The following is a 23,936-nucleotide window of genomic DNA, read 5'->3' on the forward strand; positions in this document are numbered from 1 at the left end:
TATACAGTATTCAATGCCTTGGGGGGCAAGTATTACATCGCCCCGGTCATGTGCCCGGGCCCGGCTTCAACGGCCGGCTGTTTTTCAGAGGCGTTCCAGCGCCCGCTCGCACCAGTCCGCCACGGCGGCCTCGGCAGGGCTGGCACGCTCGGACAGACGGGGCCAGCGTCGGTAACAGGCGTTGACGATGCTTCCCAGCTGCCACAGCGCCTCGCGCCCCACCAGCGCAACCTCGGCCAGTCCGACGGCATCGCCCTGGAGGTGTTCCAGCAGGTCGCCTTGCTGCCCAGGGTGGGAGCCCGCCTCGATCAAGGCCTTTTGCAGGGCCTGCAGGCGGGCATCGGCAAAGGCGAACACGCCGCCGGGCTCCTGCCGCACGGCCAGAGGCAAGGCGGCCTTGAGCTGTTCCCACTGCGCGAAGGCGTCAGCCAGGGTGTCAATGTGCGCGGGCGCATCGGCGCCCAGCGGCACCAGGGCCGACTCACGCGTCTCGTCCTCCTGCAGCAGGGGGAGCACATGGGCCACCAGCGCGGCTGGAAACTTGCGGTGGTTCAGCCGCAGCATCAGTGACAGCCGCTGGGCGGACATGTCGGTATATTTTTCGTAGAAGGCGGTCACCACCTCTGCGAGCAAAAGAATGCGCCCCATCGGCGAGATATCCGCCCCCGGCAGGCTGCGAGGGTAACCGCTGCCATCCATGCGCTCGTGGTGCTCGAGCACGGCAATCGCCACCGCCTGGGGGTAGACGCCGGCATCCTGGAGCATCAGCATGGACGTGATGGGATGGGCCACCAGGTGCTTGCGCTGTGCGCCCTGCACCTTGTGGTGGGGGTCCATCCAGGACGGGTCCATGTGCAGAACCCCCGCGTCGTGCAGCAGCGCGGCAGCAGCCACCGACACGCAGTCGCGTTCGCCCAGGCCGCTTTTCAGAGCCAGGAAAACGGCAACCATCATCATCTGCAGGCTGTGCCGGAACAGATCGGGCCGCTGCTCGCGCATGACGGTGAGCTTGCAGGCGATGGGCTCGGGCAGAGGTATGGAGCGCAGGGGCTGCAGCAGCCTGTCGCACGAACCGTCGAGCGCCTGTGCCAGCAACTGGGGCAGTGCACTCTCTTGTGCCAGTTCTTGGCCAGCGGCCATCAGGGCAGGGACATCCACCGCGTTCTCGATGGTGAGGTGGCGGTCGATTGGCTCGCGCAGCTTGTGCTGCACCAGCCGATCGTACAGCCGGCTGTCGATGCGCGCCCCTTTTTCGACCAGCTTGACGCCGTTGTCGGTGTAGATGGCGTCCTGGGTCACCACCGCGCGGCGGTTGGCCATGTCGGTGAGCGCACGCAGGTAGTAAGGGCTGTCAGGAGGGGGGGCCGCCAGGAATGGATCTGTCATGCGCAAGCTTGAAAAGGCAGAGCCTTTGAATATAAAACCATACTGGGCTATGCACCATGCAAAAGGCCCGCTCGCGCGGGCCTGCCTTGAGAGAGCGCAATGACCGCATTTACGGCAGCAGTGCCGCACCCGTCTTGGCTTGCAGGGCATCGAACGTCACGCCCGGGGCCAGTTCGACCACCTTGAGGCCCAGCGGCGTCACATCCATGACGGCCAGGTCGGTGATGATGCGATCGACCACGCCCACACCCGTGAGGGGCAGCGTGCACTTGGGCAGGATCTTCATGTCCTCGGTGCCGTCCTTCTTGCGCGCCACGTGCTCCATGAGCACGATCACGCGCTTGACGCCAGCCACCAGGTCCATGGCGCCGCCCATGCCCTTGACCATCTTGCCCGGAATCATCCAGTTGGCCAGGTCGCCCTGCTCGCTGACCTGCATGGCACCCAGGATGGACAGGTTGATCTTGCCGCCGCGGATCATCGCGAAGGACTGGTCCGAACTGAAGATGGACGAGCCGGGAATGGTGGTCACCGTCTGCTTGCCGGCGTTGATGAGATCGGCGTCCACCTTGTCTTCGGTGGGGAAGGCACCGATGCCCAGCATGCCGTTCTCGGACTGCAGCCAAACTTCCTTGTCGCCGGTGAAGTTGGCCACCAGCGTAGGGATGCCGATGCCCAGGTTCACGTAGAAACCGTCTTCGAGTTCTTGCGCGGCGCGTGCCGCCATCTGGTCTTGGGTCCACGGCATGGTTCAGGCTCCTGCTTTCTCGGTGATGGTGCGCTTCTCGATGCGCTTCTCGGGGTTCGGGTTGTGCACGATGCGGTGCACGTAGATGCCCGGCAGGTGGATCTGGTCGGGGTCCATGGCGCCCGTTTCCACGATCTCCTCCACTTCGACGATGCAGACCTTGCCGGCCATCGCAGCGGCCGGGTTGAAGTTGCGCGCCGTCAGGCGGAACTGCAGGTTGCCCGACTTGTCGGCGCGATGCGCCTTGACCAGCGCCACGTCAGGCACCAGCGAGCGCTCCATCACGTAGGTTTCACCGTCGAACTCGCGCAGTTCCTTGCCTTCGGCCACGACGGTGCCCACGCCTGTCTTGGTGAAGAAGGCCGGGATGCCTGCGCCGCCGGCGCGCAGCTTCTCGGCCAGCGTGCCCTGGGGCGTGAATTCGAGCTCCAGTTCGCCCGCCAGGTACTGGCGCTCGAACTCCTTGTTTTCACCCACGTAGGACGAGATCATTTTCTTGATCTGGCGGGTTTCGAGCAGCTTGCCCAGGCCGAAGCCATCCACGCCGGCATTGTTGGAGATCACCGTGAGGTTTTTTGCCCCCGAATCGCGCAGCGCGTCGATCAGCGCCTCGGGAATACCGCACAGGCCGAAGCCCCCCACGGCCAGCAACTGGCCATCGGCAACCATGCCCTCAAGGGCCTTGGCCGCGGACGGAAATAACTTTTTCACCATGATCTCCTTGCTAGTTTTGATGCGTTACGATACTACGTACGTATATAAGTAGTACCCCGTAAAGAATTGCACTATGGACGTTGATTACAGACTGGCCTTTGAACTGGCTCCCGTGGGGCTGGTGCTCTCGCGCAACCGAACCATGATGGACTGCAACCGGCATGTCTGTGAAATGTTCGGCGCCTCGCGCGAGGTGCTGATCGGGCAGTCTTTCCAAGTGCTCTATCCCAGTGCCGATGAGTACGAGCGCCTGGGTGCCCACATGGAACCCATCCTCAACGCCAAGGGTTACTACGCCGACAACCGCATCATGAAGCGGGCCAACGGCGAAGTGTTCTGGTGCCATGTGTCGGGCCGCGCCCTCAACCGTGAAGCGCCCCACGAATCGGGCATCTGGAGTTTTGAAGACCTCAGCTCGCAACGCACCGTCAAGGCCGAACTCACGGGACGCGAGCGCGAAGTGGCGGCCAAGCTGCTGGAGGGCCTGACTTCCAAGGAAATAGGCAAGGCCCTTGAGATCAGCCACCGCACCGTGGAAATCTACCGCGCCCGCCTCATGCGCAAATACAACGCCTCCACGGCGGCCGATCTGGTGCACAAGCTGGTGGCGGGCAGTTAGGGCCTGCCCGGTCCATCCACCACGTCGGAGGCAGTGCGAAAGGCCTCCACCGCCGCGGGCAGGCCGCAGTAGATGCTGGCGTGCAGCAGCACTTCCTGGATTTCCTGGGCCGTGGCACCGTTGTTGAGAGCGCCACGCACATGCCCTTTGAGTTCATGCTGGCGGCCCAGGGCCGTGAGAAAAGCCACCGTGATCAGGCTGCGGGTCTTCAGGTCGAGCCCTGGCCGCTGCCACACGTCACCCCAGGCATTGCGCGTGATGAATTCCTGGATGGGTTGGGTGAACTCCGTAGCGCCATCGAGCGCCCGTGCCACGAAATCCTCCCCCATCACTTCCTTGCGTCGGGCGAGCCCCGCCTCGTACTGGGCCTGCTGGTGCGTGTCCATTCTTTTCCTTTCCAAAAAACTGCCATCTTGGCGCAAGCCGTTGCGCGGGAGAAATCTCTATGGCCGGCTTGCAGAAATACTATGGCGCAGGCCTTGCCCTTTGAATAGCAAACAAAAATAATAAATACATTGTCGATAGCAAACATCTATTTATCGGCAATCGTCAATTGTCAACTGCCCGCTCGGACAGCCATCGCGCACAGACCAGGCGGGGTTGCATTGACGCCGATCCACGCTTTGAAGGGACACACGCCATGACCAAACTCACCACCGCCGCTGGCGCACCGGTTGCAAACAACCAGGACTCGCTGACCGCAGGCCCGCGCGGCCCCATGTTGCTGCAGGACCTGTGGCACCTGGAAAAGCTGGCCCACTTCCACCGCGAGGTGATCCCCGAGCGCCGCATGCACGCCAAGGGCTCGGGCGCGTTCGGCACTTTCACAGTCACAGGCGACATCACGGCCTACACCCGCGCCAAGGTGTTCTCGGCGGTTGGCAAGCAGACGGAGCTGTTCGCGCGCTTTTCCACCGTGGCCGGCGAGCGCGGTGCGGCCGATGCCGAACGCGACATCCGCGGCTTTGCCGTGAAGATGTACACCGAGGAAGGCAACTGGGACCTGGTGGGCAACAACACGCCGGTGTTCTTCTTCCGCGACCCGCTCAAGTTCCCCGACCTGAACAAGGCCGTCAAGCGCGACCCGTACACCAACCTGCGCAGCCCCGAGAGCAACTGGGATTTCTGGACCGGCCTGCCCGAGGCACTGCACCAGATCACCATCGTGATGAGCGACCGCGGCATCCCGCGCGGCTACCGCCACATGCACGGCTTCGGCTCACACACCTACAGCCTCATCAACAAGGAAGGCGTGCGCCATTACGTGAAGTTCCACTGGGTCTGCCAGCAGGGCATCGAGAACCTGAGCGACCAGGAGGCCGCCGCCGTGGTGGCGAATGACCGCGAAAGCAGCCAGCGCGACCTGCTCGAAGCCATCGACCGTGGCGACTTTCCGAAGTGGAAGTTGTGCGTGCAGATCATGACCGAGGAGCAGGCGCAGACCTACCGCTTCCACCCGTTCGACCTGACCAAGGTGTGGAGCAAGAAGGACTTCCCGCTCATCGAGGTCGGCGTGATGGAACTCAACCGCAACCCCGACAACTACTACGCCGACGTGGAGCAGGCTTCGTTCGCGCCCAGCAACTTGGTGCCGGGCATCGGCCCCTCGCCCGACCGCATGCTGCAGTCGCGCCTGTTTTCGTATGCCGACGCGGCGCGCTACCGCCTGGGCGTGAACCACCACCAGATCCCGGTGAATGCGCCCCGCTGCCCCGTCAACCACTACCACCGCGACGGCGCGATGCGGGTGGATGGCAACTTCGGCCGCACCATCGCCTACGAGCCCAACACCAAGGGTGCATGGCAGGAGCAGCCCGAGTACGCAGAGCCCGTGGAAAAGCTCTACGGCGACGCCAGCCGCTGGAACTACCGCGAAGACGACGCCGACTACTTCACCCAGCCCGGCGACCTGTTCCGCCTGATGGCGCCCGAGAAGCAGCGCCTGCTGTGCGAGAACACCGCGCGCAACATCCACGGCGTGTCGCAGCACATCATCGACAAGCACATCGCGCACTGCACCAAAGCCGACCCGGCCTACGGCGCGGGCGTGAAGGCCGCGCTTGAGGCCGTGCGCGCCGGCAAGCTGTAAGCCTCCACCAAGGCACGGGGCCGCACTGCAGCGCCCCGCCCCCTTGTGGCGCGGGGCGCTTTTCATGGGCCCGGCAGGAGCGGCAGCCCGGCACACTCCAGGATCATCGCCGCAGCGGATGCATTCAAGCCGACTTACTGGACGCCATGGGCCTGGATTCGGCCCTTGCGCAGGGGCCACGGCGGGCGAAGGATGCCCAATGCCTTGCTGCCGCCCTCGCATGCATGCGAGAGTGCAGCCGCCGTGCCCCGCCCCACAGCAAGCGCACCTGGCATGGCGCTCACACCAGCCCACAGACGATGCCCTGCACACAGGCTGCCCGGCAATCAAGCCTTTTGCCTCGTCGTGAGCGCTTGAAGTCGCAACGGGGCCGGGCAAAGGCATGCCTGAGATGGATGCTTATGATGTCCGTACATCCTGGTTCACTCCGTCTTCCATGTCCGCGCCCAAAGGGCGCCCCCATCCCGTTCCATGAAGCCCTCTATCGACGAACTGCTGGGTCGCATCCACGCCCTTGAAACCCAGATAGAGCAGGAATACGGGGCCCTGCGCACCGAATTTGAACTGCGCCGCGCCTCCCTCGCCGACCGCTTCGTGGATCTGCAGCGCAGCCAGAAGGTGGGGCTGTGGACCTACCTGCGGCACAGCCGCTGGCCCGTCGTGCTGACGGCCCCGCTCATCTACGCGGGGTGGGTGGTGTTCGCGCTGCTGGATTTGTTCATCAGCCTCTACCAGGCGGTGTGCTTTCCGATCTACGGGATCGACAAGGTACGGCGCGCCGACTATCTGGTGTTCGACCGCACCGACCTGCCCTACCTGAACCTGATCGAGAAATTCAACTGCCTTTACTGCTCATATGGCAACGGCGTCGTCGGGTTTGCCCGCGAGGTGGCCGCGCGGACAGAGCAGTACTGGTGCCCCATCAAGCATGCCCGGCGCATACGCCACGCCCACCCCTACTACCCCCGGTTCTTCGAGCACGGCGATGCCGAAGCCTTCCGCCAGGGGCTGGAGCGGCTGCGCCAACAAGAGGCCACTGCATCAGACCCACCATCCAAGGAGACACCATGAGCCTTCGCTATCCCCACCCTGAGCTTGGCACCCTGCCCGAAGACATCCGCGCCCGCATTCTCGAAGTGCAGGAGAAAGCCGGATTCATCCCCAACGTGTTTCTGGCCTTTGCACGCCGCCCGGCCGAGTGGCGCGCCTTCTTTGCCTACCACGACGCACTCATGCTCAAGGAAGAAGGCAGCCTGACCAAGGGTGAGCGCGAGATGATCGTCACCACCACCAGCGCGGCCAACCAGTGCCTGTATTGCGTGGTGGCGCACGGCGCCATCCTGCGCATTTATGAAAAGAACGCCTTCGTGGCCGACCAGGTGGCCGTGAACCACCGCAAGGCCGACATCACGCCGCGCCAGCGCGCCATGCTCGACTTTGCGATGAAGGTCTGCCAGCGCGCGCACGAGGTGGACGATACCGACTTTGCCGCGCTGCATGCACACGGCTTCGACGACGAGGACATCTGGGACATCGCCGCCATCACGGCGTTCTTTGGCCTGAGCAACCGCATGGCCAGCTTTGCCGGCATGCAGCCCAACCCCGAGTTCTACCTGATGGGCCGCCTGCCCAAGGCAAAAAAAACCGGATAACTATTGATTTGATAGCATTCAGCGCTTTTCCTGCAAGCGCTGCACGGTGGTTTCACTCCAAACTACGCCGACACCAGTGCCCGCATCCAGTCGGGCAGTGCCACCGCTTTCTGCGCCGGAAAATCCACCCAGATGGTGGTGGCGCCGCCGGCCGCGCACACCACGCCCGGTTGGTCTGCCCGCTCCATCGTGCCCCAGGTCTCGAACGTGGTGCGGCCCGGGTCGCTCACATACAGCTTGAGCAGCACGTCGGCCGGGTATTCGAGCTGGCGGTAGAAATTGCAGAAGGCATTGACGATGACGGGCCCCTGCCCTCGCGGATCAGGGTTGCAGCCCACCGACACCATCCACTCGATGCGCGCCGTCTCCAGGTAGCGAAAGTACACCGTGTTGTTGACATGGCCCATGGCATCCATGTCGCCCCAGCGCACGGGAAAGCGCATCTCGTAAACCAGCTTCTTGACTTCGGGGATTTCAATCTTCATCGCTGTGCCCTTGACGGGTGGTGTCCGCGCCCCAGCCTCGCCGGAATGCCGACGCAGGGGCGCAGCGGGGCCTCAGACGGCAAAACCGTCGTCGGCAGCAATCACCGCACCATTCACGAAGTGGCTCTGGTCGCTGGCCAGCATCACGATGAGCGCATCCAGGTCCTGCGGCTCGCCCACGCGCTTGCGCGGCAGCATGGCCACGAGCTTCTGGCCCTGCTCGGTCTGCCAATGGCTATGGTTGATCTCGGTGTCGATGTAGCCCGGGCAAATGGCGTTCACGTTGATGCCGAAGCGTCCCCATTCCAGCGCCATGGCACGGGTCATCTGCACCACCGCGGCCTTGCTCATGCAATAGGCCCCGATCTGCGGCAGCACCTTGAGCCCGGCCATCGAGGCGATGTTGATGATGCGCCCGCCCGTGAAGCTGCCCGGCGCCGCACCGCGCGAGCGGGCCAGCATGCGCTTGCCCACTTCCTGCGCCACGAAGAACGCGCCCTTGACGTTGGTGTCGAAGATGAAATCGTAGTCTTCGGGCGTCACGTCCTGGATGCGCTGCGTGGTGGACACCCCCGAGTTGTTGACCAGGATGTCGATCGAACCCATTTCCGTCTCGGCATGGGCCACGGCGGCCTTGATGGAGTCGTGGTCGGTCACGTCCAGTTCGACCACATGGGCATCACCGCCTTCGCCCTCAATGCGGGCACGCAATTCCTTGAGCTTTTCCAGCCGCCGGCTGGCCAGCACCACGCCTGCGCCCGCGCGGGCCAGGGTGCGCGCGAACTGGGCCCCCAGCCCGCTGGATGCGCCCGTCACCAGGGCCACGCGGCCGGACAAATCGATGCTATAGGCCATTGGCAATCTCTCCCCTGATTAAAAATAGAACGATCGTTCGATTGTGTGTATTCCCATGAATACAATCAGTCGCCAGACGGACAGTGCTTTACGGCACCGCCTGCAGAAAATCACCCATTATCAAACGCCCGACGAGACGCCAATGACAAACCAAGAAATCCTTGCCCAGTATGGTCCCCGCGAAGCCATGGAGTACGACGTGGTCGTGGTCGGCGGCGGCCCTGCCGGCCTGTCCACCGCCATCCGGCTCAAGCAGCTCGCCGCCGAAAAAGGCCAGGACGTGTCGGTCGTGGTGCTGGAAAAAGGCTCCGAGCCCGGCGCGCACATCCTCTCGGGCGCCATCATGGACCCCAAGGCCCTGAGCGAACTGATTCCTGACTGGAAGGAAAAGGGCGCACCGCTGAACCAGCCCGTCACCGACGACGCCATGGTCTTCCTGGGCGAGAAATCGTCGTTTCGCACGCCCAACTTCCTGCTGCCCGGCTGCTTCCAGAACCACGGCAACTACATCGTCAGCCTGGGCAACGTGACGCGCTGGCTGGCCCAACAGGCCGAAAACCTGGGCGTGGAAATTTTCCCGGGCTTTGCCGCCGCGGAAGTGCTCTACAACGATGACGGCAGCGTCAAGGGTGTGGCCACGGGCAACATGGGCGTGAGCAAGGAAGGCGAGCCCACGGGCGACTTCCAGCTCGGCATGGAGCTGCACGCCAAGTACACCATCTTCGCCGAGGGCGCGCGCGGCCAGTTGGGCAAGCAGGTCATCGCCCGCTTCAAGCTCGACGCCGAAAGCGACCCGCAGACCTATGGCATCGGCATCAAGGAACTGTGGGAAATCGACCCCGCCCGCCACCAGCCCGGCTTCGTGCTGCACACCGCCGGCTGGCCCATGGACAACAGCACCTACGGCGGCGCCTTCCTGTACCACATGGAAGACAACAAGGTCACGCTGGGCTTCATCACGGGCCTGGACTACGCCAACCCCTACCTGAGCCCGTTCGAGGAGTTCCAGCGCTGGAAGACGCACCCCAACATCCGCTACTACCTCGAGGGCGACGAATCCAAGGGCATCAAACCTGCCAAGCGCATCGGTTACGGCGCACGCGCCATCACGGCCGGCGGCCTGATGAGCCTGCCCAAGACCGTGTTCCCGGGTGGCGCACTGGTGGGCTGCGATGCAGGCTACCTCAACGTCAGCCGCATCAAGGGCAGCCACGCCGCCATCAAGACCGGCATGCTGGCCGCAGAAGCAGCCTACGACGCCGTTGTGGCGGGGCGCCAGCATGACGAACTCACCGCCTACCCCAAGGCGTTCGAGGCCAGCTGGCTCTATACCGAGCTGAACAAGGCGCGCAACTTCAAGGCCTGGTTCAAGAAGGGCCTGACGGTGGCCACGCTGATGAACGGCATCGAGCAATTCGTGCTCAAGGGCCATATTCCATGGACTCTGCACCGCGACAAGCCTGACCACGCCTACCTCAAGCCCGCGGCCGAGTGCAAGCCCATCGTCTACCCCAAGCCCGACGGCAAGATCACGTTCGACCGCCTCTCCAGCGTGTTCGTGAGCAACACCAACCACGCCGAGAACCAGCCGCCCCACCTCACGCTCAAGGATGCGAGCGTGCCGGTGAACGTCAATCTGGCCAAGTACGCCGGCCCCGAGGCGCGCTACTGCCCGGCCGGCGTGTACGAGTTCGTGCCCGATGAAGCCAAAGGCGGCAGCGCGCAGCGCCTGCAGATCAATGCGCAGAACTGCGTGCACTGCAAGACCTGCGACATCAAGGACCCAACGCAGAACATCGTCTGGGTGGCCCCCGAAGGCGGCGGCGGCCCCAACTACTCGGGCATGTAAAAACCATAGCACTCCGTGCACGAAGGGCCTGCGCTGCAGGCCCTTTTCACGACCAATTTACCCTCACCCCGCGAAACCCGACCGCACCACGGGGCGGCTGGCCCCGCATGCCAGCGCCATGCCTGCGCGCAGTAAACTTGACCGCCGGCCCCGGTGCACGCGCCTTGGTCGGCCCACTTCCCACCAAAACAGAAAGACCGCGCAGATGAACATGAAGCAATTGCCCTGGATGTCCCTGGGCGCCCTGGCCCTGGCCGTGGCCGCCGTGGCACCCGCCAGCGCACAGCAAAAATCCGTGGCAGTGACCGCCATCGTCGAACACCCCGCCCTCGACTCCGTGCGCGACGGCGTACAGGCAGGCCTCAAGGAAGCGGGCTTCGAGGTCGGCAAGAACCTCAAGTGGCAATACCAGAGCGCGCAGGGCAACACCGGCACGGCCGCGCAGATCGCGCGCAAGTTCGTGGGCGACAAGCCCGATGCCATCGTCGCCATCGCCACGCCCTCGGCCCAGGCCCTGGTGGCGGCCACCAAGAGCGTGCCCGTGGTGTTCTCGGCCGTGACCGACCCCGTTGCCGCCAAGCTGGTCAAGGACTGGGAACCCTCCCACAACAATGTGACCGGCGTGTCCGATCTGCTGGCTCTCGACAAGCAGATGGAACTCGTCAAGCAGGTGGTGCCCGGCGCCAAGCGCGTGGGCATGGTCTACAACCCCGGCGAAGCCAACTCGGTCGTCGTGGTCAAGCAACTGCAGGCGCTGCTGCCCAAGCTGGGCATGACGCTGGTCGAAGCCGCTGCGCCCCGCTCGGTGGACGTGAGCAGTGCCGCGCGCAGCCTGATCGGCAAGGTCGATGTGATCTACACCAACACCGACAACAACGTGGTGTCGGCCTATGAGGCGCTGGTGAAGGTGGGGCAGGACGCCAAGATCCCGCTGGTGGCTTCGGACACCGACAGCGTCAAGCGCGGCGCCATCGCGGCCTTCGGCATCAACTACCGCGACCTGGGCGAGCAGACCGGCCGCATGGTGGCACGTATCCTGAAGGGCGAAAAGCCCGGCGACATCAAGCCCGAGATCAGCACCAAAATGGAACTGTTCGTGAATCCCGGCGCCGCCGAAAAGCAGGGCGTGAAGCTGCCCGACGCGCTGGTCAAGTCGGCCGTGCAGGTCGTGCACTGAACGACCGATTCCTACTGGGCGCGCCGCTGTGCGGCGCGCGTGTGCAGGAGCCATGCCATGCGTGGCTCCTGCTTTGTTTTTGATTTCTGCCCCCCGCCTGTTCCATGTCTTTCTTTTCCCTGCTCGGCGCCGTTGAAATCGGCCTGATCTTCAGCCTGGTGGCGCTGGGGGTTTTCATCTCGTTCCGGCTGCTGCGCTTTCCCGACCTCACGGTGGACGGCAGCTTTCCGCTGGGCGGCGCCGTCTGCGCCATCCTGATCTCCACCGGCACCAACGCCTGGCTGGCCACGCTGGCGGCCACGGCGGCGGGAGCGGTGGCCGGGCTGATCACCGGCTGGCTCAACGTCAAGCTCAAGATCATGGACCTGCTGGCCAGCATCCTGATGATGATTGCGCTGTACTCGATCAACCTGCGCATCATGGGCGGCCCCAATGTGCCCCTCATCAACGACCCCACGCTGTTCGTGCTGCTGCAGCCCGAAGGCATGGACGACTACATCGCGCGCCCCCTGATCCTGGTGGTGATCGTGCTGGCCGCCAAGCTGCTGCTGGACTGGTTCTTTGCCACCGAACGGGGCCTGGCCATCCGCGCCACCGGCTCCAACGCCCGCATGGCCCGCGCCCAGGGCGTGAACACCGGCGCCATGCTGCTGCTGGGCATGGCAATTTCCAACGGCTTGGTGGGCCTGGCCGGCGCGCTGTTTGCGCAGACCCAGGGCGGCTCGGACATTTCCATGGGCATCGGCACCATCGTGATCGGCCTGGCGGCCGTGATCGTGGGTGAGAGCATCCTGCCTTCGCGCCGCCTGGTGTACGCCACGCTGGCCGTGGTGATCGGCGCCATCGCCTACCGCTTCTTCATCGCACTGGCGCTCAACAGCGACTTCATCGGCCTCAAGGCGCAAGACCTGAACCTCGTGACGGCCGTGCTGGTGGCGGTGGCGCTGGTCATTCCGCAGCTCAAGCGCAAGCTCGCCAAGCGCAAGCCGTCCTGAACCCGCGCACCGAAAGAGCCCCATGCTGAGCGCCCAACACCTCGAAATCACCTTCAACCCCGGCACGCCGATTGAGACGCGCGCCTTGCGCGGCATGTCGCTGGACATTCCGGCCGGGCAATTCGTCACCGTCATCGGCTCCAACGGCGCCGGCAAGTCCACCTTTCTGAATGCCATCTCCGGCGACCAGACGGTGGACAGTGGCCGCATCGCCATCGATGGCGTGGATGTCACGCGCATGCCCGTGTGGGCCCGCGCCGAGCGCGTGGCCCGTGTGTTCCAGGACCCGATGGCCGGCACCTGCGAAGACCTCACCATCGAAGAGAACATGGCCCTGGCGCAGCGCCGGGGCACCTTTCGCGGCCTTGGCCGCGCCGTCAAGGCGTCGATGCGCGAAGGCTTTCGCGAACGCCTGGCCACGCTGGGCCTGGGCCTCGAAAACCGCCTCACGGACCGCATCGGCCTGCTCTCTGGCGGTCAGCGCCAAGCCGTGAGCCTGCTCATGGCCGCGCTGCAACCCTCGCGCATCCTGCTGCTCGACGAGCACACCGCCGCGCTCGACCCGCGCACGGCCGACTTCGTGCTGCGCCTGACCGAGCGCATCGTGGCCGAGAGCAAGCTGACCACCATGATGGTCACGCACAGCATGCGGCAAGCGCTCGACGTGGGCGAGCGCACCGTGATGCTGCACCAAGGCCAGGTGGTGCTCGATGTGTCCGGCGAAGAACGCAAGCGCCTGGACGTACCCGACCTGCTTCACATGTTCGAAAAGGTGCGCGGCGAGAAGCTTGCCGACGACGCGCTGTTGCTGGGCTGACACCCGCACGCTCGCCACAGCACTATCAAATAAATAGCTGCTTGCGCTTGCAACACAAGCGCAAGCGGCTATTTTTACTTGAAAATCAATCCACGAACAACGGCAGATCGGCTTTCTTCAGCGTGCGCAGCACAAAGCTGGAGCGGCTGTGGCTGATGCCCTTGATCTTGTAGAGCTTCTCGCGCAGCAGGCGCTCGTAGTCGCGCGTGTCTTTGACCACCACCCGCAGCAGGTAGTCGTAATCGCCCGACACCAGGTGCGCCTCGATCACCTCGGGAATGCTGGCCAGGGTTTCGCCAAATTTCTCCAGGGTGTTGTCGGAATGGCTGTCGAGCGTGACCATGACCAGCACCGTGTCCGACAGATCGAGCGCGCGCGGATTGATGCGCACGGTGTAGCCCTCGATCACGCCAGCCTCTTCCATCTTCTTGATGCGCCCCCAGCACGGCGATGGGCTCAGACCCACAGCCTGGCCGATCTCTTGCAGGCTGGCGCGGGCGTTGGCCTGCAAGACGGCGAGGATTTTTCTGTCGAGACGATCCATTCGGTTAATTATTCTTCAAATTTCTGCACAGCAGAAAAACATTCTGCAAAATCGCATTTCTTCCATCATTTCAGAAAATTAAACCAGGGCCCGCGCTGCATACTTCAATGCATCAAGGCCCTCTTACCGGAAGGCACAAACTGACAAGGCCCCGGCGGGTTACCGCCCGCCCGGGGCGCTTGACAAGCCTGCAGCGCCCCAAGTCCGTGCCCTTGCCGCCCGCCATGCCGAACGCGCTGTGGCCGCGCCCGCCAGGAGAGCATGCCGGCCATTCCACAGCCCCCCGCTCTTCACACCTGCACCCGACCCGTGCCACCGCGCAGGCACCGCCACGGCTTGCCGCTGATAAGCATGCTTACCAGCACAAACCCCGATGCCCGGCACCATGCTGCAGCGCCATAATTTTTCCAGTGCGCGGCGCAGGCCCCGTGCCGCGACCTCCGCCGGAAGCCGCACCCCACCATCCCCTCACTGGAGACACCATGCAATTGACCAGACTCGTCGTCGGCCTCGGCCTTGCGCTCGGCTTCATGGCAACCGCCGCCGCACAGACCACCATGCGCATCAGCATCTCGACGGCGCAGAACTCGCACCAGGGCGTGGCCATCGACACGTTTGCCAAGGAAGTGGAAAAGCGCACTGGCGGCCGCTACAAGGTGCAGACCTTCTACAACGGCGCCCTGGGCGGGGAGCGCGAATCCATCGAGGCCGTGCAACTGGGCACGCAGGAACTTGCCTTCAGCTCCAGCGGCCCCATCCCCAACTTCGTGCCCGAGACCAAGATCCTCGACGTGCCCTTCCTGTTCCGCGACAAGGCCCACGCCCGCGCCGTGCTGGACGGCCCCATTGGCCAGGAACTGCTCACCAAGTTCGATGCCAAGGGCTTCAAGGCGCTGGCCTGGGCCGAGAATGGCTTTCGCCACATGACCAACAGCAAGCGCGATGTGAAGGAGCCCGGCGACCTCAAGGGTCTGAAGATGCGCACCATGGAAAACCCCGTGCACATCGCCGCCTACAAGGGCTTTGGCATCATCACCACGCCCATGGCGTTCCCTGAAGTGTTCACGGCCCTGCAACAGGGCACCGTGGATGGGCAGGAGAACCCGCTGCCCGTGATCATCTCGGCCAAGTTCGACCAGGTGCAAAAGCACCTCACGCTCACGGGCCACGTGTATTCGCCCTGCATCTTCGTGATGAACAAGGCGGCATTCGACAAGCTGTCGGCTGCCGACAAGCAGGCGTTCGTCGACGCCGCCAAGGAAGGCACCAAGGCCAATCGAGCCCGCGTGGACGAAGACGATGCCAAGGGCGTGGCCGACCTGCGCGCCAAGGGCATGACCGTGATCGAGAACGTGGACAAGGCCAAGTTCGTGGCCGCGCTGGCGCCCGTGAATGCCGAATTCGAGAAGCAGTTCGGCAAGGCGGCGCTCGATAAGATCCGCAATTTCAAGTAACCAGCCAGAGCTTCGTTTTTGATAGCTACCAGCGCCCGTTGACCCTGCGTCAGCGGGCGCTTTTGATTTATGAAAAAGATATTTCTCTCGTTTGAACGTTGGACCACGTTCGCGGCCATGCTGGGTGCCTGTGCCATGCTGGCACTGGCGTCGACGTTGGGGATGTTCCAGATCCTCATGCGCTTTGTACTGGAGCAGCCCGCCGAATGGACTGAGGTGCTGATCCGCTTCAGCCTGATCTGGATGGTCTTCCTGGCCATTCCGGCGGCCTTCCGCCAGGGGGCGATGGTGAGCGTGGACGTGCTCTACCGCTGGAGTCCGCCGCGCGTGCGCCGCGTGCTCGACTGGGTGGTGTGCCTGGCGGCATTGGCCCTGATCGGCGTGATCATCTGGTGGGGCTGGGACTACGCCGTGCGTGGAGGCGTGCAATCCATGGCCGGGCTGGAATCGGTGTCGATGTTCTGGGCCTACCTCGCCATGCCCGTGGGCGGGCTTTTCAGCATGGTGGGCATCATCGGCAATCTGATCGATCCCCAGCGCATGGAACTGGAGACAGCCCAATGAGCGCCACCACACCACGCCACGGCCTGAAGGCCTTCGGGGCAGCCGACGCACAGAACGCCGCACCCGGCATGGGAGGTCGGCCATGACCCCCGTGATGATCACCACCATGGTGCTGTGCTTTGCGCTCACCGTTTCCGTGGCCGTTTCGATCGGCCTGGCATCCATCCTGGGAATCCAGGTGGCCAACGCCAACATGCTGATCGCCGTGAAGGAAATGTTCTCGTCGATCAACAAGTTTCCGCTGGCGGCCATTCCGTTCTTCATCTTGGCCGGCAACCTGATGGAAACCGGTGGCATCTCACGCCGGCTGGTCGAGTTTGCCAAGAGCATCGTGGGGGGCGTGCAGGGCGGCCTGCCCATGACCTGCGTGCTCACCTGCATGATCTTCGCGGCCGTGTCGGGTTCTTCGGTGGCTACCACGTTTGCCATCGGCGCCATTCTGATCCCCGCACTCATCAAGCACGGCTATCCCACCAGCTACGCGGCGGCGCTGCAAGCCACCAGTGCCGAGCTGGGCGTGATCATCCCGCCGTCCATTCCGATGATCCTGTACGGTGTGAGCGCCGAGGTGTCGATCGGCGAGCTGTTCATCGCCGGCTTCGGCCCAGGCATTCTGATCAGTTGTGCGCTGATGCTGTTTGTCTGGGTGTACTGCAAGTGGAAGGGCTGGGGCAAGAACGACGGCAACGGGCGCATGCCCTTCGGCAAGGCCACGCTGCAGGCAGGTTGGGCACTGCTCATGCCGGTGATCATTTTGGGCGGAATCTACGGAGGCATCTTCACCCCCACCGAGGCATCGGCCGTGGCGGTGTTCTACGCGCTGGTGGTGGGCATCGTGATCTACCGCGAGATCCGGCTCAAGGATCTGTTCGCCATCCTGCGCAAGTCAGCCATCTCGTCGGCGGTGATCATGTTCATCATCGCCAACGCCGGGCTGTTTGCGTTCCTCATCACCCGCGCCGGCGTGCCCGACGCCATTGGCCGCTGGCTCGAGGCCGTGCTGCAGTCGCCCGCGCTCTTCCTGCTGGGCGTGAATGCGGCGCTGTTCGTGATCGGCATGTTCATCGAGACCAGCGCTGCCATCATCGTGCTGGCCCCCATCCTCGCACCCGTGGCCCAGCACTTCGGCATCGACCCGGTGCACTTCGGCCTCATCATGGTGGTGAACCTGGCGCTGGGCATGATCACGCCCCCGTTCGGCGTGAACCTGTTCGCCGCCTGCACCGTGGCCCGGATCTCGCTCGACCGCATCGTCAAGCATCTGCTGCCCTTCGTGGGGGTGATCCTGGTCTGCCTGATGATCATCACCTACGTGCCCTCGATTTCACTGGGCCTGCGTGATCTGGTCTATGCAAAGTAGTTAGAATCCTGCGAGTCAGGAGAGAGTGCCCCACCCTTGCACAAGGATGAGCGGCACCGCCGAAGGCGCAGGCAGCAGCCGAACGCTCAGGCAAAAGGACTGGCAAGCGCCCGCAGTGATGCGGGCGTTCCCTTGCTGGAGAGAGATGGCCCGCGCGATGCGGTTGCCATCCACCGAAGGAGCAAGCCGCGCGGGCCAGCCAGGGCGCCGCGGTGAATCTCTCAGGTAAAGCGGACAGCAGGGCAAATCCCGTGACCTTGATGGTCGCGGCCCCCATTTGCCCTGGAGTCCCGCCTTGACCGCCTCTACCGCCCCGCTGCTCACCACCCCTCTGAACGCACTGCACATCGAACTGGGCGCCCGCATGGTGCCGTTCGCCGGCTATTCCATGCCCGTGCAGTACCCCGCCGGCCTGATGGCCGAGCACCTGCACACCCGCCAGGCCGCCGGCCTGTTCGATGTTTCGCACATGGGCCAGTTGCGGCTGGTCGGCCCGGACGCCGCCACCGCCTTCGAAAGCCTGATGCCCGTCGACGTGATCGACCTGCCCGTGGGCAAGCAGCGCTATGGCCTGCTGCTCAACGACGACGGCGGCATCATCGATGACCTGATGTTCTTCCGCGTGGCGCGGGACGAGCTCTTCGTCATCGTCAACGGCGCCTGCAAGGTGGGCGACATCGCGCATATCCAGGCTCGCATCGGCCAGCGCTGCCAGGTCGTTCCCCTGCCCGACCACGCCCTGCTCGCGCTGCAGGGCCCGCAGGCCGCCGCGGCCCTTGCGCGTCTGGCGCCCGGCGTGGAAAAGCTGGTGTTCATGACCGGCAGCCGGTTCACCATCGCCGGCTGCGACTGCTTTGTCACGCGCAGCGGCTACACGGGCGAGGACGGCTTTGAAATCTCCGTGCCCGCCGCGCAGGCCGAGACCCTGGCCCGCGCACTGCTCGCATTGCCGGAGGTAAAACCCATCGGCCTGGGCGCCCGCAACTCGTTGCGTCTCGAAGCCGGCCTGTGCCTCTACGGCAACGACATCGACACCACTACCACGCCCGTAGAGGCTGCGCTGAACTGGGCCATGCAGAAGGTGCGCCGCACCGGCGGCGCGCGCGCGGGCGGCTTTCCCGGCGCCGACAAGGTACTGGCCCAGCTCGACAACCCTGCCAGCCTCACCCGCAAGCGTGTGGGCCTGGTGGCGCTGGAGCGCGTGCCCGTGCGCGAGCACACCGAACTGCAAAACCTGGACGGCCAGAAGATCGGCGAAGTCACCAGCGGCCTGCTCGGCCCCACCATCGACAAGCCCGTGGCCATTGGCTACGTGCAACCCGCCTTCGCAGCCCTGGGCACCCGCGTCAACGCCATCGTGCGCGGCAAGGCCGTGCCCATGGAAGTGAGCGCCATGCCTTTCGTGCCCACCCGCTACTACCGCGGCTGACCGCCCTTAACCGCGCCGGCCCGGCTACAGTCGCGGCTGGCATCGGCACTTTTTCTGTTTACCCATTTTTTTGGAGCCCCCATGACTGTCAAGTTTTCCAAGGATCACGAGTGGATCGACATCTCCGACCACGAAGCCGCCACCGTAGGCATCACGTTGCATGCCCAGGACGCACTGGGTGACGTCGTGTTTGTGGACCTGCCCGCCGTAGGCACCACCTTCGCCCAAGGCGACGTGGCCGGCGTGGTCGAGTCCGTGAAGGCCGCTGCCGACGTGTACATGCCTGTCTCGGGCGAAATCGTCGAAGTGAACGAGGCCCTGCGCTCCGACCCCTCGCTGGCCAACAGCGACCCGCTGGGCGGCGGCTGGTTCTTCAAGGTCCGCGTGACCGACATGAAGCAGTTCGATGCGCTCATGGACGAACCCGCCTACGCCGAATTCACCAAGAACGCCTGATCGACTCCCGCGGCCCGGCGCCCTGCCGGGCCAATGTGTTTGCCTGCCCTTCCGCCGCCGCCGATGACCTCCTCTGCCCCACTGCCAACCCTCGCTGCGCTCGAGAACGCCACCGAATTTCAGCCACGCCACATCGGCATCGACGCAGCCGACGAGGCCCACATGCTGTCGGTGATCGGCGAAGCCTCGCGCCGCGCCCTGATCGACTCGATCGTGCCCCGCTCCATCGCACGCAGCCAGGCCATGGACCTGCCTGCCCCAGTGACCGAGGCCGCCGCGCTGGCCGAACTCAAGGCGCTGGCGTCCAGAAACCAATTGCTGCGCAGCTTCATCGGCCAGGGCTACTACGGCACGCACATACCGGGTGTCATCCTGCGCAACATCCTGGAGAACCCCGCCTGGTACACGGCCTACACACCCTACCAGGCCGAAATTTCGCAAGGCCGCATGGAAGCGCTGGTCAACTTCCAGACCATGGTGTGCGACCTCACAGCCATGCCCATCGCCAACGCGTCCATGCTTGACGAAGCCACGGCCGCCGCAGAGGCCATGACGCTGGCCAAGCGCTCGGTCAAGTCCAAGAGCAACACCTTCGTGATCTCCGGCGACACGCATCCGCAGACCATCGAGGTGATCCAGACCCGAGCTGCGCCCATCGGCATCACCGTGGTGGTGGTGAACTCGGCGCAGGAGTGGGAAGCGGCGCTAGCAGGCGATTTCTTCGCCGCCCTTATGCAGTACCCCGCCAGCAGCGGTTGGGTCATGGACTGGAAGACCGATGTGGAGGCCATCCACGCCAAGCAGGCCGCCGCCATTTTTGCCACCGATCTGCTGGCGCTCACCCTGCTCACGCCCCCCGGCGAATGGGGTGCCGACATCGTGGTCGGCTCCACCCAGCGCTTTGGCATGCCCATGGGTGCCGGCGGCCCGCATGCGGCCTTCATGGCCTGCCGTGACGAATTCAAGCGCAGCTTGCCGGGCCGTCTGGTGGGCGTGAGCGTCGATGTGCATGGCAAGCCCGCTTACCGCCTGGCACTGCAAACGCGCGAGCAGCACATCCGCCGCGAGAAGGCCACCTCCAACATCTGCACGGCGCAGGTGCTGCCCGCCGTCATCGCCAGCATGTACGCCGTCTACCACGGCCCCGAAGGGCTGGCACGCATTGCCCGCCGCGTGGCGCGTTACACAGCCATCCTGGGCCGTGGCCTGGCACAGCTGGGCTTCACGGCACTCCACCACGATGCGACCTTCGACACGCTGTGCCTGCACACGCAAGGTGCCACCGACAGCATCGCCGCGCGCGCTGTGGCCATGGGTGCCAACCTGCGCAAGGCCTGGGGTGATTACCTGTGCATCAGCCTGGATGAAACCACCACGCGCGCCGACATCGAGCTGGTGTGGAAGATCTTCGCCAAGGACGGGCAGGCCCTGCCTACCGTCGAGGCCATGGACGCCGCGGGCGAGCCATCTTTGATTCCGCATGGCCTGGCCCGCACCAGCGGTTACCTCAGCCACCCGGTGTTCAACACCCACCACTCCGAAACCGGCATGCTGCGCTACATCCGCCAGCTGTCCGACAAGGATCTGGCGCTCGACCGCAGCATGATTCCGCTGGGCTCGTGCACCATGAAGCTCAATGCGACGAGCGAGATGATTCCGATCACCTGGCCCGAATTCGCCAATGTGCACCCGTTCGCACCAGCCGACCAGCTCCAGGGCTACGCCGAGCTGGACAAGCAGCTACGCGCCTGGTTGTGCCAGGCCACCGGCTACGCGGGTGTGAGCCTGCAGCCCAACGCAGGCTCGCAGGGTGAATATGCCGGGCTGCTGGCCATCAAGGCCTACCACGCCGCCCAAGGCCACGCCCACCGCAACATCTGCCTGATCCCCAGCAGCGCGCACGGCACCAACCCCGCCAGCGCCCAGATGGTGGGCATACAGGTCGTGGTGACCCAATGCGACGCCAACGGCAACGTGGACATGGCCGACCTGCAGGCCAAGTGCGAACAGCACAGCCAGAACCTGGCCTGCGTGATGATCACCTACCCCAGCACGCACGGCGTGTTCGAGACGCAGGTGAAGGAGCTGTGCCAACTCGTGCACAGCCACGGTGGCCGTGTTTACGTGGACGGCGCCAACATGAACGCCCTGGTGGGCGTGGCCGCGCCCGGCGAGTTCGGCGGCGACGTGAGCCACCTGAACCTGCACAAGACCTTCTGCATTCCCCATGGCGGCGGCGGCCCCGGCGTTGGCCCCGTGTGCGTGGTGGCAGACCTCGTACCCTACCTGCCGGCCCATGGCACGGCGGGCCAGTCGGGCACGGTGGGCGCCGTCTCGGCCGCGCCTCTGGGCAATGCGGCCGTGCTGCCCATCAGCTGGATGTACATCCGCATGATGGGTGCCGCCGGCCTGCAGGCCGCCACCGAGGCGGCCATCCTGAGCGCCAACTACATCAGCGCGCGCCTCAAGGACCATTACCCCACGCTCTACGCCAGCGCCAACGGCCATGTGGCACACGAGTGCATTCTGGACCTGCGGACCTTGAAGGAAACCAGCGGCGTGATGGCCGAAGACGTGGCCAAGCGCCTGATCGACTATGGCTTCCACGCACCTACGCTCTCCTTCCCCGTGCCCAACACGCTGATGGTGGAGCCGACCGAGAGCGAGACCCTGTTCGAGCTGGACCGCTTCATCAACGCCATGATTGCCATCCGCGAGGAAATCCGCCAAGTGGAGACCGGTGCCTGGCCGCAGGACAACAACCCGCTGAAAAACGCGCCCCACACAGCGGAAAGTCTGCTGGCCGCCGACTGGAACCGCCCCTACGCCCGCGAGGCAGCGGCCTACCCTGTTGCCGCCCTGCGCAGCAACAAATACTGGTCGCCCGTGGGCCGCGTGGACAACGTGTATGGTGATCGCAACCTGTACTGCAGTTGCATCCCGGTGTCTGATTACGCCTGACCGACCGCGACCGCGGCCCCTGTCGAAGGGGCATCACAAAGCCTTCGTGCAACCTGCTGCACGAAGGCTTTTTTCTTGCCCGCCAGCGGTGCAGCCCCCCGCTTGAAGACGGCTAAGATCGCGGCCTGTCCGATCCCCGTTGTCAAGGAGCCCCCTTTGCGAAACCTCTTGTGCATCCTGCTTGCCGGCTTTGTCGTCGCCCCAGCCGCCATGGCCCAGGCCACCGTGGCCCCGGCCAAACCCGTCACCACCGCCAGCGGCCTGGTCTACGAATCCCTCAAGGAAGGCAGCGGCGAAGCGCCCAAGGCCACCGACACCGTGAAGGTGCACTACAAGGGCACCTTCCTCGACGGCAAGGAATTTGACAGCTCCTACAAGCGCGGCGAGCCCACCGAGTTCCCGCTCAACCGCGTGATCCCCTGCTGGACCGAGGGAGTGCAGCGCATGAAGCCCGGCGGCAAGGCCAAGCTGACCTGCCCGCCCTCCATCGCCTATGGCGAGCGTGGCGCTGGCGGCGTGATTCCGCCCAACGCCACGCTCAACTTCGAGATCGAGCTGCTCTCCGCACGCCGATAGACATGCGCCCCCTGAGTCGCCTGCGGCGCCTTCCCCTTGGGGGCGGCGCAGCCCTCGCTGCGGGGCGCCCCTTGCCCTGCTGATCTGCCCCTGGGGGAGCGCCAGTTCAACGCCCTGCAGAACGCTGCAGCATGATGAATTCGAAATGAAACGCTCTGAGTCGCCTGGGGCGCGCCATGCTGCTGAAGGTCGGTGAACTCGCGCGGTGCACCGGTCTGACGGTGCGCACGCTGCACCATTACGACGAGATCGGCCTGCTCACGCCCTCGGGCCGCTCCGACACGGGCTACCGCCTCTACAGCCAGGCCGACGTGCAGCGCTTGCACGGTATTCAGGCGCTGCGGTTGCTGGGGTTGCCCCTGGGCGACATCGCCGGCCTGCTGGCGGGCGAAGGCATGGAGCCTGGCCGCATCATCGAACGCCAGATCCACGCCCTGGACCTGCAGATCACCCAGGCCACCGAACTGCGCGGACGTTTGGCCCTGATGCGTGACGGCCTGGTGGCCGGCGCCGAGCCCGACATGGGCAACTGGCTCGAAACGCTGGCGCTCATGGCCACCTACGGCAAGTACTTCAGCGCCGCTGAACTCAAGCGCATCTTCGAGAACTGGCCCCGGATCAAGGACGAATGGGCACCTCTGGTGGCCCGGGTGCGCAGCACCATGGACCAGGGACTGGCAATCGACTCCCCCCAGGTGCAGCAACTGGCCCAGCGCTGGATGGTGCTGATGCTCGAATGGATGGGCGGCGACATGGACTTGCTGGAGCGCTGGGGCCACATGTACCGGCTGGAGCCGTCGGCGCACGGCATCAACAATGCGCCCAGCACCGAAATGATCGAGTTCGTGGAGCGTGCCATCCATCTGCGCATGGCCGCGCTGGGCAAGTATCTGCAGCCCTCCGACCTGGCCCGTCTGGGCCATGTGCGGACCGCGCAATGGCAGGCCCTGGAAGACGAGGTGACCGGCCTGTTGCAGGAACGGCTGGCGCCCGACAGCCCGCGCGGGCAGGCGGCCGTGGCGCACTGGAGTGCGCTCATGGACCAGCTCACCCGCAATGACCGCCAACTGCGCGACAGGCTGCTGCACGCCTCTGCCAGCGAACCGCTGCTGCGCGCGGGCGCCTTGCTGAGTGCGGCCGTGCGCGACTACATCGGGCTGGCGATCGCAAAAAGCGCTTGACCCTCACGCAACGTGAGGCTCTACA

The 23,936-nt window shown here is 64.7% G+C and carries 23 protein-coding genes and 2 riboswitches; of the genes, 16 read left to right on the plus strand and 7 right to left on the minus strand.

What is annotated here, in order from left to right; all coding sequences use genetic code 11:
* Positions 1-84 precede the first annotated feature (84 nt).
* From ACDELDRAFT_RS06285 to ACDELDRAFT_RS06295, 3 genes are all read right to left on the minus strand, one after another.
* Positions 85-1,386, minus strand: a complete 1,302-nt coding sequence (locus ACDELDRAFT_RS06285) for an HD-GYP domain-containing protein (protein WP_005794653.1) — start codon at positions 1,384-1,386, stop codon at positions 85-87.
* Between the two features lie 109 nt (positions 1,387-1,495).
* Positions 1,496-2,134, minus strand: coding sequence for a 3-oxoacid CoA-transferase subunit B (locus ACDELDRAFT_RS06290; protein ID WP_005794656.1), 639 nt, complete (start codon positions 2,132-2,134; stop codon positions 1,496-1,498).
* A 3-nt stretch (positions 2,135-2,137) separates the two neighbouring features.
* Positions 2,138-2,845: a CoA transferase subunit A gene (locus tag ACDELDRAFT_RS06295; RefSeq protein ID WP_005794658.1), complete on the minus strand. Its 708-nt coding sequence runs from the start codon at positions 2,843-2,845 to the stop codon at positions 2,138-2,140.
* 76 nt (positions 2,846-2,921) lie between these two features.
* Here ACDELDRAFT_RS06295 and ACDELDRAFT_RS06300 point away from each other — a divergent pair, with 76 nt between their 5' ends.
* The gene (locus ACDELDRAFT_RS06300; RefSeq protein ID WP_005794660.1) at positions 2,922-3,467 is read left to right on the plus strand and encodes a PAS and helix-turn-helix domain-containing protein; all 546 of its coding nucleotides are present in this window, start codon (positions 2,922-2,924) and stop codon (positions 3,465-3,467) included.
* Here the strand turns inward: ACDELDRAFT_RS06300 and pcaC are convergent.
* The gene (gene pcaC, locus ACDELDRAFT_RS06305; protein WP_005794662.1) at positions 3,464-3,853 is read right to left on the minus strand and encodes a 4-carboxymuconolactone decarboxylase; all 390 of its coding nucleotides are present in this window, start codon (positions 3,851-3,853) and stop codon (positions 3,464-3,466) included. The genes ACDELDRAFT_RS06300 and pcaC overlap by 4 nt on opposite strands.
* Before the next feature lie 254 nt (positions 3,854-4,107).
* On the opposite strand from pcaC, the gene ACDELDRAFT_RS06310 reads away from it, so the two are divergent.
* From ACDELDRAFT_RS06310 to ACDELDRAFT_RS06320, 3 genes are all read left to right on the plus strand, one after another.
* Positions 4,108-5,556 carry a catalase gene (locus ACDELDRAFT_RS06310; protein ID WP_005794663.1) on the plus strand — a complete coding sequence of 483 codons (1,449 nt, stop codon included), beginning with the start codon at positions 4,108-4,110 and terminating at the stop codon, positions 5,554-5,556.
* Between the two features lie 471 nt (positions 5,557-6,027).
* Positions 6,028-6,627, plus strand: coding sequence for a hypothetical protein (locus ACDELDRAFT_RS06315; protein WP_005794666.1), 600 nt, complete (start codon positions 6,028-6,030; stop codon positions 6,625-6,627).
* Positions 6,624-7,208, plus strand: coding sequence for a peroxidase-related enzyme (locus ACDELDRAFT_RS06320; protein ID WP_005794668.1), 585 nt, complete (start codon positions 6,624-6,626; stop codon positions 7,206-7,208). Before ACDELDRAFT_RS06315 ends, ACDELDRAFT_RS06320 begins: the two co-directional genes overlap by 4 nt.
* A gap of 62 nt (positions 7,209-7,270) precedes the next feature.
* Here ACDELDRAFT_RS06320 and ACDELDRAFT_RS06325 read toward each other — a convergent pair whose 3' ends face one another.
* Positions 7,271-7,693: an acyl-CoA thioesterase gene (locus ACDELDRAFT_RS06325; RefSeq protein WP_005794670.1), complete on the minus strand. Its 423-nt coding sequence runs from the start codon at positions 7,691-7,693 to the stop codon at positions 7,271-7,273.
* A gap of 72 nt (positions 7,694-7,765) precedes the next feature.
* The gene (locus tag ACDELDRAFT_RS06330) at positions 7,766-8,548 is read right to left on the minus strand and encodes an SDR family oxidoreductase (RefSeq protein WP_005794672.1); all 783 of its coding nucleotides are present in this window, start codon (positions 8,546-8,548) and stop codon (positions 7,766-7,768) included.
* Between the two features lie 142 nt (positions 8,549-8,690).
* Between ACDELDRAFT_RS06330 and ACDELDRAFT_RS06335 the strand changes: the two genes are divergently transcribed.
* The 4 genes from ACDELDRAFT_RS06335 to ACDELDRAFT_RS06350 all read left to right on the plus strand — a co-directional run bounded on the left by ACDELDRAFT_RS06335 (position 8,691) and on the right by ACDELDRAFT_RS06350 (position 13,386).
* Positions 8,691-10,397, plus strand: coding sequence for an electron transfer flavoprotein-ubiquinone oxidoreductase (locus tag ACDELDRAFT_RS06335; protein ID WP_040328291.1), 1,707 nt, complete (start codon positions 8,691-8,693; stop codon positions 10,395-10,397).
* Positions 10,398-10,608: 211 nt separating this feature from the next.
* The gene (locus tag ACDELDRAFT_RS06340; protein ID WP_040328296.1) at positions 10,609-11,574 is read left to right on the plus strand and encodes an ABC transporter substrate-binding protein; all 966 of its coding nucleotides are present in this window, start codon (positions 10,609-10,611) and stop codon (positions 11,572-11,574) included.
* Between the two features lie 104 nt (positions 11,575-11,678).
* Entirely contained in the window at positions 11,679-12,569 is an 891-nt protein-coding gene (locus ACDELDRAFT_RS06345) for an ABC transporter permease (RefSeq protein ID WP_005794677.1), read from the plus strand.
* A gap of 22 nt (positions 12,570-12,591) precedes the next feature.
* Complete coding sequence (locus ACDELDRAFT_RS06350) at positions 12,592-13,386, plus strand: ABC transporter ATP-binding protein (protein ID WP_005794679.1); 795 nt, start codon at positions 12,592-12,594, stop codon at positions 13,384-13,386.
* 85 nt (positions 13,387-13,471) lie between these two features.
* On the opposite strand, the gene ACDELDRAFT_RS06355 is transcribed toward ACDELDRAFT_RS06350, so the two are convergent.
* A complete protein-coding gene (locus ACDELDRAFT_RS06355) occupies positions 13,472-13,930 on the minus strand; it encodes an Lrp/AsnC family transcriptional regulator (protein WP_005794681.1) in 459 nt (152 codons plus the stop codon).
* A gap of 482 nt (positions 13,931-14,412) precedes the next feature.
* Here ACDELDRAFT_RS06355 and ACDELDRAFT_RS06360 point away from each other — a divergent pair, with 482 nt between their 5' ends.
* From ACDELDRAFT_RS06360 to ACDELDRAFT_RS06395, 8 genes are all read left to right on the plus strand, one after another.
* On the plus strand, positions 14,413-15,384 hold the full coding sequence (locus ACDELDRAFT_RS06360; RefSeq protein ID WP_005794683.1) for a TRAP transporter substrate-binding protein: 972 nt from the start codon (positions 14,413-14,415) through the stop codon (positions 15,382-15,384).
* A gap of 69 nt (positions 15,385-15,453) precedes the next feature.
* Positions 15,454-15,948, plus strand: a complete 495-nt coding sequence (locus ACDELDRAFT_RS06365; protein ID WP_005794685.1) for a TRAP transporter small permease — start codon at positions 15,454-15,456, stop codon at positions 15,946-15,948.
* A gap of 82 nt (positions 15,949-16,030) precedes the next feature.
* On the plus strand, positions 16,031-17,308 hold the full coding sequence (locus ACDELDRAFT_RS06370; RefSeq protein ID WP_005794687.1) for a TRAP transporter large permease: 1,278 nt from the start codon (positions 16,031-16,033) through the stop codon (positions 17,306-17,308).
* A gap of 6 nt (positions 17,309-17,314) precedes the next feature.
* Positions 17,315-17,420, plus strand: a riboswitch (glycine riboswitch).
* A 13-nt stretch (positions 17,421-17,433) separates the two neighbouring features.
* Positions 17,434-17,556, plus strand: a riboswitch (glycine riboswitch).
* A gap of 47 nt (positions 17,557-17,603) precedes the next feature.
* Positions 17,604-18,737, plus strand: a complete 1,134-nt coding sequence (gene gcvT, locus ACDELDRAFT_RS06375; RefSeq protein ID WP_005794689.1) for a glycine cleavage system aminomethyltransferase GcvT — start codon at positions 17,604-17,606, stop codon at positions 18,735-18,737.
* Between the two features lie 81 nt (positions 18,738-18,818).
* On the plus strand, positions 18,819-19,193 hold the full coding sequence (gcvH, locus tag ACDELDRAFT_RS06380; protein WP_005794691.1) for a glycine cleavage system protein GcvH: 375 nt from the start codon (positions 18,819-18,821) through the stop codon (positions 19,191-19,193).
* A gap of 63 nt (positions 19,194-19,256) precedes the next feature.
* Positions 19,257-22,154, plus strand: coding sequence for an aminomethyl-transferring glycine dehydrogenase (gcvP, locus tag ACDELDRAFT_RS06385; protein ID WP_005794692.1), 2,898 nt, complete (start codon positions 19,257-19,259; stop codon positions 22,152-22,154).
* A 156-nt stretch (positions 22,155-22,310) separates the two neighbouring features.
* Positions 22,311-22,730 (plus strand): FKBP-type peptidyl-prolyl cis-trans isomerase, encoded by a 420-nt coding sequence (locus ACDELDRAFT_RS06390; RefSeq protein WP_005794695.1) that lies wholly within the window; start codon positions 22,311-22,313, stop codon positions 22,728-22,730.
* Between the two features lie 176 nt (positions 22,731-22,906).
* Complete coding sequence (locus ACDELDRAFT_RS06395) at positions 22,907-23,911, plus strand: MerR family transcriptional regulator (protein ID WP_005794697.1); 1,005 nt, start codon at positions 22,907-22,909, stop codon at positions 23,909-23,911.
* Positions 23,912-23,936 lie beyond the last annotated feature (25 nt).

The organism is Acidovorax delafieldii 2AN (assembly GCF_000175235.1).
Lineage (GTDB): Bacteria > Pseudomonadota > Gammaproteobacteria > Burkholderiales > Burkholderiaceae_C > Acidovorax > Acidovorax delafieldii_B.